The organism is Angustibacter peucedani (assembly GCF_054779595.1).
Map to the genome: position 1 here is coordinate 1 of NZ_BAAGXY010000131.1, position 13,036 is coordinate 13,036.

The 13,036-nt window shown below is 74.4% G+C and carries 11 protein-coding genes and 1 pseudogene; 2 read left to right on the top strand and 10 right to left on the bottom strand.

Annotated elements, in window-relative coordinates; all coding sequences use genetic code 11:
* The 4 genes and pseudogenes from ACYVJ4_RS17500 to hisD form a co-directional block, all read right to left on the bottom strand.
* Positions 1 to 419, bottom strand: a pseudogene (locus ACYVJ4_RS17500) (hypothetical protein); the annotation flags it as partial.
* A 16-nt stretch (positions 420 to 435) separates the two neighbouring features.
* Positions 436 to 1,047 carry an imidazoleglycerol-phosphate dehydratase HisB gene (hisB, locus tag ACYVJ4_RS17505; protein ID WP_460461370.1) on the bottom strand — a complete coding sequence of 204 codons (612 nt, stop codon included), beginning with the start codon at positions 1,045 to 1,047 and terminating at the stop codon, positions 436 to 438.
* Entirely contained in the window at positions 1,044 to 2,168 is a 1,125-nt protein-coding gene (locus ACYVJ4_RS17510; RefSeq protein ID WP_460461371.1) for a histidinol-phosphate transaminase, read from the bottom strand. Before ACYVJ4_RS17510 ends, hisB begins: the two co-directional genes overlap by 4 nt.
* Positions 2,169 to 2,191: 23 nt before the next feature.
* Positions 2,192 to 3,529: a histidinol dehydrogenase gene (gene hisD / locus ACYVJ4_RS17515; RefSeq protein WP_460461372.1), complete on the bottom strand. Its 1,338-nt coding sequence runs from the start codon at positions 3,527 to 3,529 to the stop codon at positions 2,192 to 2,194.
* Between the two features lie 94 nt (positions 3,530 to 3,623).
* On the opposite strand from hisD, the gene ACYVJ4_RS17520 reads away from it, so the two are divergent.
* Positions 3,624 to 4,418, top strand: a complete 795-nt coding sequence (locus ACYVJ4_RS17520; protein ID WP_460461380.1) for an ABC transporter permease — start codon at positions 3,624 to 3,626, stop codon at positions 4,416 to 4,418.
* Complete coding sequence (locus ACYVJ4_RS17525; RefSeq protein WP_460461373.1) at positions 4,415 to 5,107, top strand: LON peptidase substrate-binding domain-containing protein; 693 nt, start codon at positions 4,415 to 4,417, stop codon at positions 5,105 to 5,107. Before ACYVJ4_RS17520 ends, ACYVJ4_RS17525 begins: the two co-directional genes overlap by 4 nt.
* A gap of 3 nt (positions 5,108 to 5,110) precedes the next feature.
* On the opposite strand, the gene ACYVJ4_RS17530 is transcribed toward ACYVJ4_RS17525, so the two are convergent.
* The 6 genes from ACYVJ4_RS17530 to ACYVJ4_RS17555 all read right to left on the bottom strand — a co-directional run.
* Complete coding sequence (locus tag ACYVJ4_RS17530) at positions 5,111 to 5,632, bottom strand: hypothetical protein (RefSeq protein ID WP_460461374.1); 522 nt, start codon at positions 5,630 to 5,632, stop codon at positions 5,111 to 5,113.
* A complete protein-coding gene (locus ACYVJ4_RS17535; RefSeq protein ID WP_460461375.1) occupies positions 5,629 to 7,242 on the bottom strand; it encodes a DUF3352 domain-containing protein in 1,614 nt (537 codons plus the stop codon). Before ACYVJ4_RS17535 ends, ACYVJ4_RS17530 begins: the two co-directional genes overlap by 4 nt.
* Positions 7,243 to 7,377: 135 nt before the next feature.
* Positions 7,378 to 10,926 (bottom strand): DNA polymerase III subunit alpha, encoded by a 3,549-nt coding sequence (gene dnaE / locus ACYVJ4_RS17540; RefSeq protein WP_460461376.1) that lies wholly within the window; start codon positions 10,924 to 10,926, stop codon positions 7,378 to 7,380.
* Between the two features lie 78 nt (positions 10,927 to 11,004).
* Positions 11,005 to 11,958, bottom strand: coding sequence for an RluA family pseudouridine synthase (locus ACYVJ4_RS17545; RefSeq protein WP_460461377.1), 954 nt, complete (start codon positions 11,956 to 11,958; stop codon positions 11,005 to 11,007).
* Entirely contained in the window at positions 11,951 to 12,517 is a 567-nt protein-coding gene (gene lspA / locus ACYVJ4_RS17550; RefSeq protein ID WP_460461378.1) for a signal peptidase II, read from the bottom strand. The genes ACYVJ4_RS17545 and lspA overlap by 8 nt, the downstream gene beginning before the upstream one ends.
* Positions 12,490 to 13,036 (bottom strand): TraR/DksA family transcriptional regulator (locus tag ACYVJ4_RS17555; RefSeq protein ID WP_460461379.1); only part of this gene is annotated, 547 nt, incomplete at its 5' end. The genes ACYVJ4_RS17555 and lspA, both read right to left, overlap by 28 nt.

Below are 13,036 nucleotides of genomic sequence, written 5' to 3' on the forward strand. Positions count from 1 at the left end.
TCGGCCGCGAGCGCCGCGCGGAGCCCGGGCGTGCGGTCGGTACGGGCGACGGCGACGGCGTGGGCGATCTCGGCCAGCGAGGCGCGGTCGAGCCCGTCGACCCGCTGCAGGCCGGACCCCTGGGTCCAGACCAGCCAGCGCTGGTCGGCCCGGCGGCCGGCGTCCTGCACGGTGACCACGGCCCGCGGCCCGTCCGCGACCAGGCAGAGCGCGGGGCGCAGCTTGCTCGGCAGCGGGCGGTCGCCGAGCAGCGCGACCGGGTCGTCGTAGGGCGGCGCGGTGGCAGGCGGCCCGGCCGGGACGACGAGGGTCCAGCCGACGTCCGGCACGACCCAGACCGGGAGCAGGCCGCGGCGGGCCCAGCTGCGCACGCCGTCGAGCCGGCCGCGGACGACGAGCAGCGCGGGCGGCGCGCTCACCCGCGCCCGACCCGAATCACAGCACGCCCTTGGTGCTCGGCACGCCGGTGCCCCGTGGGTCGGGCGCGACGGCGGCCCGCAGCGCGCGGGCGACGGCCTTGAACTGCGCCTCGACCACGTGGTGCGGGTCGCGCCCGCTGATGACGCGCACGTGCAGCGCGATGCCGGCGTGGTGGGCGAGGGTCTCGAAGACGTGCCGGGTGAGCGAGCCGACGTACTGCCCGCCGATGACCACGTACTCCTGGCCGTCGGCCTCGCCGGTGTGCACGCAGTAGGGGCGCCCGCTGACGTCGACGGCGGCCTGCGCCAGCGTCTCGTCGAGCGGCACCAGCGCGTCGCCGAACCGGGCGATGCCGGCCTTGTCGCCCAGGGCCTCGCGCAGCGCGTCGCCGAGCGTGATCGCGACGTCCTCGACCGTGTGGTGGGCGTCGACGTGCACGTCGCCGGTGGCCTGGACCGTCAGGTCGAGCAGCGCGTGCTTGGCCAGGCTCGCCAGCAGGTGGTCGTAGAAGCCCACGCCGGTGCTCACCGACGAGGTGCCGGTGCCGTCGAGGTCGACCTCGACGAGCACGCTGCTCTCACCGGTGGTGCGCTCGATCCGGGCGCGACGGGCGGTGCTGCTGCTCACGGGTGCTCCTCGAGCGTGGCGGCCAGGGCGGTCAGGAACGCGGTGGTCTCGTCCGGCGTGCCGGCGGTCACCCGCAGGTGGTGCGCGATGCCGACGTCGCGCACCAGCACGCCGCGCTCGAGCAGGCCCTGCCAGGTGGCGGCCGGGTCGGCCAGCCCGCCGAACAGCACGAAGTTGGCGTCGCTCGGCACCGGGTCGAGCCCGAGGCCGGCGAGCTCGACGACGAGCCGGTCGCGCTGAACGCGCAGGGCGTCGACGGTGGCGAGCAGCGCGGGCGCCTGGCCCAGCGCGGCCACCGCGGCGGCCTGGGTGAGCGCCGAGAGGTGGTACGGCATGCGCACCAGGCGCAGCGCGTCGGCCACCGCGGGGTCGGCCGCCAGGTAGCCGAGGCGGGCGCCGGCCAGCGCGAACGCCTTGCTCATGGTGCGGGTCACCACCAGGCGGGGGCGGCCGGGCAGCAGCGTCAGGGCGCTGGGCGTCCCGGCTCGCGCGAACTCCGCGTAGGCCTCGTCGACCACCACGACGGCGCGGTCGGTGGCGTCGAGGACGGCGGTGACGACGTCCAGGCCGAGCGCGGTGCCGGTCGGGTTGTTGGGCGAGCACAGCAGGACGACGTCCGGGTCGTGCCGCCGCACCTGCTCGACCACGGAGTCCGCCGTGAGGTCGAAGGGTCCGGACGGCGCGCCGCGCAGCCCGTCGACCCAGGCCGTGCCGGTGGTCGCCGCGATCACCGGGTGCATCGAGTACGCGGGCGTGAACCCCAGCGCGGTGCGTCCCGGCCCGCCGAACGCCTGCAGCAGGTGCAGCAGCACCTCGTTCGAGCCGTTGCCCGCCCACACCTGCTCGGCCGTGACGCCGGTGCCGAGGTAGCCCGCGAGCGCCTCGCGCAGGGCGGTGAACTCGCGGTCGGGGTAGCGGTTGAGCCCGCGCACCTCGTGCGCCAGCCCCTGGACCACCGCCATCGCGACGGCCTCCGGGAGCGGGTAGGAGTTCTCGTTGGTGTTCAGCCGCACCGGGACGTCGGCCTGCGGCGCGCCGTAGGGCTCGCGGCCGCGCAGGTCGTCGCGCAACGGCAGGCCCGACCAGGGCTGCGCGGCGGGCGGGACGGCGGACGACGGCACGACGTCGAGCCTAGTGAGGGCGCTCACGCCGGGTCGCGGAAGCGCACCCGCACGGCGTCGCCGTGGCCGGGCAGGTCCTCCGCTGCGGCCAGCGCGACCACGTGGTCGGCCACCTCGGCCAGGGCCGGGCGGTCGTACTCGACGACGTGGATGCCGCGCAGGAACGACTGCACCGACAGGCCGCTGGAGTGGCAGGCGCACCCGCCGGTGGGCAGCACGTGGTTCGAGCCCGCGCAGTAGTCGCCCAGCGACACCGGGGCGTACGGCCCGACGAAGATCGCGCCCGCGTTGCGCACCCTGGCTGCCACCGCAGCCGCGGCGTCGGTCTGGATCTCGAGGTGCTCGGCCGCGTAGGCGTCGCACACGGCGAGCCCGGCGTCCAGGTCGTCGACCAGCACCACGGCCGACTGCGGACCGCCCAGCGCCGTGCGCACCCGCTCGACGTGCTTGGTCTGCGGCACCAGCTCGTCCAGCGCGGCCTCGACGGCGGTCGCGAGCTCCTCGTCGGCCGTGACCAGCACCGAGGCGGCCATCGGGTCGTGCTCGGCCTGGCTGATCAGGTCGGCCGCCACGTGCACCGGGTCGGCCGTGCCGTCGGCGAGCACCAGGATCTCGGTCGGGCCGGCCTCGGAGTCGATGCCGATGACGCCCTTGAGCAGCCGCTTGGCGGCCACGACGTAGATGTTGCCCGGCCCCGTGACCAGGTCGACCGGCGCGCAGACCAGCGTGCCGTCGTCCTCGCGGGCGCCGTAGGCGAACATCGCCACGGCCTGCGCGCCACCGACCGCGTAGACCTCGTCGATCCCCAGCAGGGCGCACGCGGCGAGCACCGTCGGGTGCGGCAGCCCGGCGAAGGCGGGCGGGTTCTCGCGCTGCGGCGGGCTGGCCAGCGCGATCGACGGCACCCCGGCCTCCTGGGCCGGCACGGCGTTCATCACGACGCTGCTCGCGAGCACGGCCAGACCGCCGGGCGCGTACAGGCCGACGCGGCCCACCGGCACCCAGCGTTCGGTGACCGTGCCACCGTCGCTGACCTGCGTCGTCGTGTCGGTGCGGCGCTGGTCGCGGTGCACCAGACGGGCGCGACGGATCGACTCCTCGAGCGCGGCCCGGACGTCGGCGTCGAGCTGGGCGAGGGCGGCGTCCAGCGCCTCGACCGGGACCCGCAGGGAGTCCGGCCGCACGCCGTCGAACCGCTCGCCGAGGTCGCGCAGCGCCCCGGCCCCGCCATGGCGGACCTGCTCGCACAGCGGACGGACGACGTCGAGGGCGGCCTCGACGTCGAGCTCGGCCCGGGGCAGCACCTGCCGCAGGGACACCGCGTCCAGCGGCCTCCCTCGCAGGTCGGTACGCGCGATCACCGGTCCATCGTAGGTCAGCGGTCGTGACCGCCCTCGCCGCGCGCCACCGGGTGAGACGGGCCCTGCCGCGCCCACGCAGTAGCGTCGGCCCGTGCTGGGCACCGGGTCGCCGCAGGCGGCGAGCATCGTCAGCCTCGACGCGCCCGGCGCGCGCGTGGCCCTGGTCGTCGTGGTCGCGCTCAGCGTCACGGCCGCCGCGCTGGTCAACGTGGCGGGCTCGCTCGAGCACGCCTGGGCCGTGGTGCGGGCGAGCGGGCGGGCCGTCGTCCAGCTGCTCGTCGTGGCCCTGGTGATCACGGCGGTGCTCGACCGGCTGGTGCTCACCTTCGCGTTCCTCGCGCTCATGGTGGCCGTCGCGTCGGTCACGGCCGGACGACGGCTCACGCACGACCGCGGGTGGGGCTGGGCGGTGCTGCCCGTGCTGGCCGGGGCGGGGCCTGCGGTGGCGCTGACCCTGCTCACCGGGCTGGTGCCCTTCGAGGGCACGGCCCTGGTGCCGATCGGCGGGATCCTGGTGGGCGGCGCCATGACCGCCACCGTGCTCGCCGGCCGCCGGGCGCTCGACGCCCTGCGGCAGCGCCGGGGCGAGCTCGAGGCCGCGCTGGCGATCGGGCTGCCGGCGCGCGACGCCGCGCTGCTCGTGGCCCGGCCGGACGCCGCGCTCGCCCTGGTGCCCGGGCTCGACCAGACCCGCACGGTCGGGCTGGTCACGCTGCCGGGCGCGTTCGTCGGCATGCTGCTCGGCGGCGCGAGCCCGCTCGACGCCGCCGCCGTGCAGCTGGTCGTGCTGGTGGCGCTGCTGCTCGTGCAGTCGGTGGCGGTGCTCGTCACGGTCGAGCTGGTCGCCCGCGGGCTGGTCGGCGGGGCCGTGCCTAGAGTGGGCCGATGAGCCAGCGGCTGCCGCTCTTCCCGCTGGGCACGGTGCTCGTGCCCGGCGAGGTCCTGCCGCTGCACGTCTTCGAGCCGCGCTACCTCGACCTCGTGCGCGACCTGCTGGCCGGTGACGCCCAGCGCTTCGGCGTCGTGGCGATCCGGCAGGGCCACGAGGTCGGGGCCGGCCGCCTGGCCGCCCTCTACGACGTCGGGTGCGCCGCCGAGGTGCTCGAGGTCGACCACCGCGACGACGGCAGCGTCGACCTGGTGACCGTGGGCCGCGAGCGGTTCCGCCTCGACCAGCTCGACCCGGACGCCGGCACCCGCTACCTGACCGGGCGGGTGGAGTGGGTCGACGAGCCGGCCGACCCGGTCGACCCGGACCTGGCCGGCGAGGTGCGCGCGGCGTTCGCCGAGTACTGCGACCGGCTGGGGCTGGGCCGCGAGGCCGAGCTGGAGGACGGCGACGGGGACGGCGAGGGGGTGGGCGCGTCGGCGCTCGACGACCCCACCCTGCTGTCGTACGTCGTCACGGGCTCGATGCTGCTGCACCTGCCCGAGCGGCAGGCGCTGCTGGCCGCGCGCGACGCGACGGCGCGGCTGCGCCGGGCGCTGGGCCTGCTGGTCCGCGAGCGCACGTTGTGGCAGGTGGCGCCGTCGGTGCCGGCCGTCGACCTGGCGCGGCTGCCGGCCGACCCGCGCTAGCAGCTAGCGCGGCTCGGGGTGCGAGAACAGCGCCGCCAGGCAGCGCGTGATCGCGAACAGCAGCGGGCCGACGAGGGGCACGGCCGGCGTGTGCAGCTGCAGCGGGGTCAGCGGGGCCTGGCTGCCGGCCGCGAGCTGGTGACGCAGCGAGTCCGGGCCGAGCCACTCCCCCACGCGCCAGGCGACGACGCCGGCGACGCCGAGCGCGACCAGCGCGAGCAGGGCGCGCAGGTGCTGCGGCTCGCGCGCCCGCACGGCCTGGACGGTGGCGACGAGCACGCCCGCCAGGGCGAGGACGACGGTGAGCCAGCCGTCCTGCGCGACCTGCAGCTCCTGGTGGCCCTCGAGGTAGACCCCGCCGTCGACGACCGTGGCCCGCGCGAGCGGGGCGAGCAGCCGCCAGACGGCGCCGAGCAGCGCGCCGCCGCCGAGCGCGGTGACGAGCGACCGGACGACGACGAGCAGCCAGCGCTGCCGCCGGCGGGGGCGGGCCCCCGCCGGCTGCAGCACCGACGTCGACGTCACTTGGTGGTGAGCCGCAGGTCGTAGGTCAGCCGGTCGCCGTCCTGGCGGACGCTCATGCCCAGCGACGACAGCGGGTCGACGTTCTTGCGGTCGTCGGCCGACATCCCCATCTGGTCGGCGAGCTGCTGCACGACCCCGGCGATGTTCACGTAGAGCACGGCCTGGGCGTCCTTGCTGCCCGGCACCGCGTCGGTGAACGCCTTCTGCGAGCCCAGGCCCTTGCCGGCCGCGACGGCGTCGGCGTAGGCCTGGCTCGACGCGACGACCGTGTCGGACCCGGCGGACGCCTTGGCGATCGACACCCCGCCGTCCTGGCCGGCGGCGGCGAAGATCTTGTCGAGGGTGCCGCGGTCGCCGCTGAAGCGCGCCGCGATCTTCGGCGTGCCGTCCTCGACCCCGCCGAACACGATCGCGGTGCGCGGGCCGACGGCCTTCTTGACGTCGTCCGGCACCGAGATGCCGTACTGGTCGCTGAACTGCTTCAGCTGCGCGTCGAAGTCCTCGGCGCCCCCCTGCTTCTCGGCGGCCGCCCGCACCTGGTCGTAGACGTAGCCGACCAGCTGGTCGGCGCCGCTGAAGCCGTAGGCCGCGAGCGTGTCGGCGGGCAGGTCGTCCATGGCGGCCGACCCGGTGAGCTTCGGGAACTTCGTGCCGATCGCGTTGCCGGTGAGCTCGAGGTGCGGGCCGTCGAAGCGCAGCGCCATCGCGGCCCGGCCCGTGACGTCGGCGCCCAGGCCCATGCCGAGCGGGTCCATGCCGCCGGACGACGGGATCGCCGACTGCGCCTTGCCCAGGTCGACCCAGGCCCGGGCGATGCCCTTCTCGCCCAGCGCGTCCAGGTCGTCGCCGTAGTTCTTGTCGTCGCTCAGCGGGCTCTTGGCCGCGTCGGCGACGGCCTTCTTCGCCACCGCGGCGTCCTGCGCGCAGACCGCGAAGTCGTCGGTGTACTCGCAGCTCGCCTGGCCGTCGGCGACCTTGGCCAGGCCGGTCCTGGCCTTGGCCTGGTCCTTGACCGCGAGGACGACGACCACGCCCGGGTCCTCGCCGTCGGCGGTGGGCGGCAGCACGGCGACGCCGGCCCGGTCACCGAGCCACGGCTCGACGTCGGTCGCCCAGTCGCCCTTGACCGTGCCGTCCTTCTTCAGCTGCTCGAACAGGCCCTGGCGAGGGTCGTCGCCCTTGAGCGAGTCGCGCGCGTCGGGGAACTTGCGGGCGAACCGCAGCGCGTCGACCTTCTGCCCGCTGGAGGGGTCGAGGTCGACGGCGACGAACGCCACCGCGGACGACGGCACGGCCTCGTCCGGCTGCGCGCCGCCCCCGCCGAGCTTGCTGGCGGCCAGGGCGACGCCGCCACCGACGAGCGCGACGGCGAGCACGCCCGCGCCGATCACCAGGCCGCGACGGGCGCCGCTGCCGGACGGCGGCGGGGTGATGGTGCTCGCGCCCCCGACGTCGAGCACCTCGCCGCCGTAGGGCTGGGTCGGGTCGGCCGACGGCGCCACCGGCTGGGTCGGGTCGGCCGGCGCGCTCGGCGGCTGCCAGCTCGAGGGCTGGTCCTGCGGCGGGTGCGGGTCCTGCGGCGGCTGCGGGCCGTCGGGCGGCTGGGTCATGCGGGTCCCCCCTGCTGGTGCCGCGGGTCCAGGGCCGCGCGGCGGAACGGGCACCCCGACGTCCGGGCGGACGGCGGGGGTGGTCGTGCCCCGGCGCGGCGCGCCGGGGCGGTGCTGCAGTCTAGATGGCCGCGCTCACCCCACGAGGCAGGACGGCCCGAGCAGCTGCTTGAGCTCGCCGAACAGCGCCGGACCGGCGGTCACGCGCAGCCGGTCGTCCAGCCGCATCACGGTGGAACGCCCGGACTGGGTGAGCTTCAGGTGCACCTCGGTGACCCCGGGGTGCGTCGACAGCACGTCCTTGAGCCGCTCGGCCACCGGCGGCGTGCACCGCACGAGCGGCATCGTGACGACGACCGGCCCGCGCGGTCCCTCGGTGATGTCGGGGATGGTCAGCTCGGAGGCGTAGACCGTGGGCACCTCGTCGCGGCGGTTGAGCCGGCCGCGGACGACGACCACGAGGTCTTCGGCCAGCATCGTCGAGACGGTCTGGTAGGCCTGCGGGAAGAACAGCACCTCGACCGCGCCCTCGAGGTCCTCGACCGTCGCGATGGCCCAGGGGTTGCCCGCCTTGGTCATCTTGCGCTGCAGCCCGCTGATCATGCCGGCGATCGTGACCGTGGCGCCGTCCGGGCGGGACTCGTCGGTGAGCAGCGAGGCGACCGAGCAGTCGGCGGCGCTGCTCAGCACGTGCTCGATCCCGAACAGCGGGTGGTCGCTGACGTACAGGCCGAGCATCTCGCGCTCGAACCGCAGCTTGTCGCGCTTGTCCCACTCGGCGGTGGGGATGGCCGGCAGCACCGCGAGGTCGATCGGGGCCTCGTCGCCGAAGCCGCCGAACAGCGAGTCCTGGCCCTGCGCCTGCTTGCGCTTCTCGTCGACGAGCGACTCGACGTAGACCTCGTGCACGCGCACCAGGCCGGCGCGGGAGTGGCCCAGGGAGTCGAACGCCCCGCCCTTGGCGAGCGACTCGATGGTGCGCTTGTTGCAGACCACCGCGGGCACCTTGCGCAGGAAGTCCTCGAACGAGCTGAACGCACCGAGCTGCTCGCGCGTGGCCACGATCGCGTCGACGACGTTGCTGCCGACGTTGCGGATCGCCGCCATCCCGAACCGGATGTCGGTGCCGACGGCGGCGAAGTGGCCGATCGACTCGTTGACGTCTGGCGGCAGCACCTTGATGCCCATGCGCCGGCACTCGTTGAGGTACAGCGCCGACTTGTCCTTGTCGTCGCGCACGCTGGTGAGCACGGCCGCCATGTACTCGGCCGGGTAGTTCGCCTTGAGGTACGCCGTCCAGTACGACACCAGGCCGTAGGCGGCGCTGTGCGCCTTGTTGAAGGCGTAGTCCGAGAACGGCACCAGCACGTCCCACAGCGCCTTGATGGACGCCGGGGAGAAGCCGCGCTCCTTCATGCCCGCCTCGAAGCCGACGAACTCGGCGTCGAGGACCTCGCGCTTCTTCTTGCCCATCGCCTTGCGCAGCAGGTCGGCCTTGCCGAGCGTGTAGCCGGCGAGCTGCTGGGCGATCAGGATGACCTGCTCCTGGTAGACGATCAGGCCGTACGTCGAGCCCAGGATCGGCTCGAGGGCCTCGGCCAGGTCGGGGTGCAGGTAGCTGATCTCCTGCGCGCCGTTCTTGCGCAGCGCGTAGTTGGTGTGGGAGTTGGCGCCCATCGGACCGGGGCGGTAGAGCGCGCCGACCGCCGAGATGTCCTCGAAGTTGTCGGGCTTCATCAGCCGCAGCAGTGCGCGCATCGGGCCGCCGTCGAACTGGAAGACGCCCAGGGTGTCGCCGCGGCCGAGCAGCTCGTAGGTGGCCGGGTCGTCGAGCGTGGTGCTCAGCTGGTCGAGGTCGACCTCCTCGTCGCGGTTCATCCGCACGTTGGCGAGGGCGTCGTCCAGGATCGTGAGGTTGCGCAGGCCCAGGAAGTCCATCTTGACCAGGCCGAGCGTCTCGCAGCTCGGGTAGTCGAACTGCGTGATGATCTGGCCGTCCTGCTCGCGGCGCATGATCGGGATGAGGTCGAGCAACGGCTCGCTGGACATGATGACGCCGGCCGCGTGCACGCCCCACTGGCGCTTGAGCCCTTCCAGGCCCAGTGCGGTCTTGACCACCTCGCGCGCGTCGGGGTCGGCCTCGTGCAGCGCGCGGAACTCGCCGGCCTCGCCGTAGCGCTTGTGCTCCTTGTCGAAGATGCCGGCGAGCGGGATGTCCTTGCCCATGATCGCCGGAGGCATCGCCTTGGTGAGCTTCTCGCCCATCGCGAAGGGGAAGCCCATGACGCGCGAGGCGTCCTTGACCGCCTGCTTGGCCTTGATGGTGCCGTAGGTGACGATCTGCGCGACGCGCTCCTCGCCGTACTTCTCGGTGACGTAGCGGATCACCTCGCCGCGGCGGCGCTCGTCGAAGTCGACGTCGAAGTCGGGCATCGACATGCGCTCGGGGTTGAGGAAGCGCTCGAAGATCAGCCCGTGCTGCAGCGGGTCGAGGTCGGTGATGCGCATGACGTAGGCGCACATCGACCCGGCACCGGAGCCGCGACCGGGGCCGACCCGGATGCCGTGCTCCTTGGCCCAGCCGATGAAGTCGGCGACGACGAGGAAGTAGCCGGCGTAGCCCTTGGAGACGATCACCTCGGTCTCGTAGGTGGCCCGCTGGCGCACGGCGTCCGGCACGCCGGAGGGGTAGCGCTCGTGCAGGCCGCGCTCGACCTCCTTGACGAACCAGGAGGTCTCGTCCTCGCCCTCGGGGCAGGGGAAGCGCGGCATGTACCGGCCCTCGCCCTCGGAGAACGTGACCTCGCACTGCTCGGCGACCAGCAGCGTGTTGTCGCAGGCCTCGGGCAGCTCGCGCCAGGTGTGGCGCATCTCGGCGGCGGTCTTGAGGTAGAAGTCGTCGGCGTCGAACTTGAACCGGTTGGGGTCGGCCAGCGTCGAGCCGGACTGCACGCACAGCAGCGCGGCGTGGGCCTTGGCGTCCTCGGCCCGGGTGTAGTGCAGGTCGTTGGTGGCCAGCAAGGGCAGCCCGAGGTCGCGGGCCAGGCGCAGCAGGTCCTGCTGCACCTCGCGCTCGACGCCGAGGCCGTGGTCCATCAGCTCGCAGTAGAAGTTGCCGGCGCCGAAGATGTCGCGGAACTCGGCGGCCGCCTCGCGCGCCTTGTCGTACTGGCCGAGCCGCAGCCTTGTCTGCACCTCGCCGCCGGGGCAGCCCGTGGTGCCGATCAGGCCCTGGCCGTAGGTCTGCAGCAGCTCGCGGTCCATGCGGGGCTTGAAGTAGTAGCCCTCGAGCGAGGCGAGCGAGGCCATGCGGAAGAGGTTGTGCATGCCGCCGGTGGTGCGGGCCAGCATCGTCATGTGGGTGTAGGCGCCCGAGCCGGACACGTCGTCGCGCCCGCCGTCGCCCCACTTGACCCGGGTGCGGTCGAAGCGCGACGTGCCGGGCGTGAGGTAGGCCTCGATGCCGATGATCGGCTTGACACCGTGGCGCTGGCCGGCCTTCCAGAACTCGTACGCGCCGAACACGTAGCCGTGGTCGGTGGTGGCGACGGCCGGCATGCCCTGCCGGGCCGCCTCGGCCATCAGGTCGTCGATCCGCGCCGCGCCGTCGAGCATGGAGTACTCGGTGTGGACGTGCAGGTGGGCGAACGAGCCCGCGGACGACGCGGTGGAGCTGGACGGCATGGGCCTGAGTCTAGGTCGCCGCGGGGACAGTCCCGGGCAGGGTCGCCAGCGTTCCAGGCCACCTGGCGTGTCGCGCGCTCAGCCGGCCGCGACGACCTCGAGCGCGTGCGCCAGGTCGGCCGGGTACGAGCTCTCGTACTCGACGTGCTGGCCCGTCCCGGGGTGCTCGAAGCCCAGCCGGACGGCGTGCAGCCACTGGCGCTGCAGGCCCACCCGCTGGGCGAGCGTGGGGTCGGCGCCGTAGGTCAGGTCGCCCACGCACGGGTGGCGCAGCGCGGAGAAGTGCACCCGGATCTGGTGGGTGCGGCCGGTCTCGAGGTGCACCTCGACCAGGGACGCCGAGCGGAACGCCTCGAGCACCTCGTAGTGGGTCACGCTGGGCTTGCCGGTGGCGGTGACGGCGAACTTGTAGTCGTGCTGCGGGTGGCGGCCGATCGGCGCGTCCACGGTGCCGCGCAACGGGTCGGGGTGGCCCTGCACCAGCGCGTGGTAGACCTTGTCGACGGTCCGCTCCTTGAAGGCGCGCTTGAGCAGCGTGTACGCCCGCTCGCTCTTGGCCACGACCATCAGGCCCGACGTGCCGACGTCCAGGCGGTGCACGACGCCCTGCCGCTCGGCGGCGCCGGACGTCGAGATCCGGTACCCGGCGGCGGCCAGGCCGCCGACCACGGTGGGTCCGGTCCAACCCGGGCTCGGGTGCGCCGCGACGCCCACCGGCTTGTCGACCACCACGAGGTCGTCGTCGTCGTGGACGACGCGCAGCCCCTCGACCACCTCGGCGACGACCGGCTGGACCGAGCGGCTGGACGGCAGCACGACCTCGAGCCAGGCGCCGGCGTGCACGCGGTCGGACTTGGCGGTGGGCGCGCCGTCCAGGCTCACGTGGCCGGCCGCGACCAGGTCGGCGGCGCGGGTGCGCGACAGGCCGAACAGCCGGGCGAGCGCGGCGTCGAGCCGCTCCCCCTCCAGGCCGTCGGGCACGGGCAGGCTGCGTCGCTCGCCGTCCTGGCCGAGCGGGGTGGGCTCACCCACCGTCGACGTCCTGCGCGCGGTGCTGCGGGCGGGTGCCGTCGAGCGCGCGGCCCCGAGCCCCGAGCAGGACGACGAGCGCGGCCGCGACGACGATCGCGACGTCCGCGACGTTGCCGATGAACAGGTGGCCGTACGCGATGAAGTCCACGACGTGCCCGCGGCCGACGCCCGGCTCGCGCACCAGCCGGTCGGTGAGGTTGCCGACCGCCCCGCCGAGCAGCAGCCCGAGCGCGAGCGCCCACGGCAGCGAGCCGATCTTGCGGGCCGACCGGACGACGACCACGACCACCGCGACGGCCACCAGGGTGAGCACCCAGGTCATGCCGGTGGCGAACGAGAACGCGGCGCCGGGGTTGCGGGTCAGGCGCAGGGACAGGAGGTCGCCGAGCAGCGGCACGACGCGGTCGGGGTCGAGCCGCGCGACGGCCAGCGCCTTGGTGGCCTGGTCCAGCGCGTAGACGCCCACGGCGACGACGGCGAGGACGACGAGCAGACCCCGGCGGGCGGGCGGTGAGGAGGGGGCGGCGTCGCTCAGCGACGCTCCTGGCGCTGTTTGCATGACACGCACAGGGTCGCACGCGGGAAGGCCTGCAGCCGCATCTTGCCGATGGGGTTGCCGCAGGACTCGCAGATGCCGTACGTGCCGTCGTCGATCGCGACCAGCGCGCGGCGGCTCTGCTCGAGCATCTCGCGGCTGTTGTTGGCCAGCGTGATCTCCTGCTCGCGCTCGAAGGTCTTGGCGCCGGCGTCGGCCTGGTCGTCGCCGGCCCCGTCGCCGGAGTCGCGCAGCAGGTCCTGCAGGCCGGTCTCGGCGGCCGAGATCTCGCTCTCGAGGCGGGCGACGTCGGCCTCGAGCTCGCGGCGCACCTCGCGCAGCTCCTTGGCGGTCCACGGCGACTCGTCCTCGCGCACCCGCAGCTGGCGCGGGGCAGCCTTGGAGGCCGGGACCTGCTTGGCGGGAGCCGCCTTCGTGGCCGGCGCGGCCTTCGTGGCCGGCGCGGCCTTCTTGGCCGGCGCGGCCTTCTTGGCCGGAGCCGCCGCCTTCTTGGCCGGAGCCGCCGCCTTCTTGGCCGGAGCC